The following is a 1,251-nucleotide window of genomic DNA, read 5'->3' as shown; positions in this document are numbered from 1 at the left end:
TTAGCATGCGCTTGCCAATGCCCGAACCTTGTAGATCTGGATGCACCGCAATTCGCATCACTCGTGAAGTAATAAGCTTACCTACCTTTACCAAACCAAGTTGATTGATGATGGTGATTGGCGTCAAATGCCCTTTAGGACGACGTTGACCAAGTTGAACGGCTTCAATTAACTCGTCATCAAGACCGCCCTCCTCAACCGTGAGAATGACTCCGATGATATTTTGTTTATCCATCGCGAGATAAACGGAGCTGTTGTCATCTCGCAGTAAATGGAGCAAATCATTCGGTGAGGTTTGATAATGAGCGTTAACCAGTAAAGCAAAGCATTCGCGTAGTAAGTTGGGTTGGTGAACCAGTGCTTGCTTGTCCACTTTGTTCAACGATACGTTCGCCATGCCTTCAATGGATTGCGGCGATAATTCCGCGTTCAAGATAAAAGCGTCATACAACCACGTTTCTAACTTATCATCTACGCTCCAACGAATTGGCTGCTGCATGTGATACGTCTTCATGCCAGGTCGTTGTTGTTGCAACCATTCAATGAACTTCAACGTGAAGCCACGTCCGCAGCCTTCATAGCCATGAATCGTGCTAGAAAAGACCAAACGATGATAATGCTCGGTGATTTGTTTGAGCATCGGGACGGGAATCGCAGCCGCTTCATCGACTAGCAACAAATCGCACTCAGGCAGCGAAGACAACAATTCGTCAGGCGCAATAAACTGAATATACCCATATCCGACTTCCAAACGGTCTTTCTTCATCTGTTTGGCATCCGTAAGTAAACGCTGCGCGTGCTGATAGACTGGCTCAACAGCGTTAATAGAAGGCGCGGTAAGTAATATACGCAGCGGCTTGTGCTGCAACAACTGAGCACAAGCAATGCCTAATGCGCTGCTTTTACCTCTACCGCGATCAGCCGTGAGCACTAAAGGACGCTTACGATGCCCATTCACCACTTTCTCGATTAATGAAACAGCGTGAGTCTGCTCTATGTATTCTGTATTTCTCTGCGCAATAGCAAACTCAGAAACCTGGGGAATGACTTTCCCCTGCTCAAGAACTATCAGCTTTTGCCATTGGGTCTGCATCCATTGATCAGCGAAATGTTGTGGCTGAGCAGTATTTGTCACAACAAGTAGCATTCCACCGCCAACGAGAGAGCCAATTGCCGCCGTAAAGCTATTAGCATCGAACTCTTTTCGCGCGTCAAACAGCAGCACATCACATTCTCTGCCGAGTAGTCGAT

1 protein-coding gene is annotated in these 1,251 nt (G+C 47.0%); it reads right to left on the bottom strand.

Annotation, left to right across the window (positions count from 1 at the left end; all coding sequences use genetic code 11):
* The coding region (locus tag R7P69_RS24795; protein ID WP_318121764.1) for a GNAT family N-acetyltransferase at positions 1-1,251 on the bottom strand (1,251 nt) is incomplete at both ends.

The organism is Vibrio sp. 661 (genome assembly GCF_033339315.1).
Taxonomy (GTDB): Bacteria; Pseudomonadota; Gammaproteobacteria; order Enterobacterales; family Vibrionaceae; genus Vibrio; species Vibrio alginolyticus.
Note: the sequence above shows the minus strand (reverse complement) of the source record. Positions and strands in the feature narration are given on the sequence as shown.